General features: G+C 62.9%; 1 protein-coding gene. It reads right to left on the reverse strand.

What is annotated here, in order from left to right:
• Nucleotides 1-141: 141 nt before the first annotated feature.
• Nucleotides 142-353, reverse strand: a 212-nt coding sequence (locus tag AB1L30_RS00270) for a LysR substrate-binding domain-containing protein (protein ID WP_367011359.1), incomplete at its 5' end; no start/stop codon positions are given.

Consider the following 353-nt stretch of genomic DNA (forward strand, 5'->3'; position numbering starts at 1 on the left):
GTCAATCGCAACGAGTTCAAAAGCGAACTGGTCGAGTCGTACCGAATTGTTTTGTTCCGCAGGTACTGTTTGGTACCGGTGGAACTTTCACCACGCTGGCCAGCATCTTGATGATGCAGCGCGGCGAGGTGGCGCCGGAAATCAGGTTTCGTCGGCGCGCGTCAGCCAGTCGGCGAGTGCCCTGACCTTTTTCTGGCGCCACTGCGGCAGCGGTGCAAGCAGCCAGTAAGCGCGGCGCGCATCCATCGGGCCTTCGACGGCCGCGAGTTCGTTTTTCGCCAGCGCCGATTCCGCGAGCATCAGCGGCAGTACCGTGCGGCCGAGCCCCGCCATGGCCGAACTGAGCGCCTGAC

It is taken from the genome of Bremerella sp. JC817, assembly GCF_040718835.1.
Taxonomy (GTDB): Bacteria; Planctomycetota; Planctomycetia; order Pirellulales; family Pirellulaceae; genus Bremerella.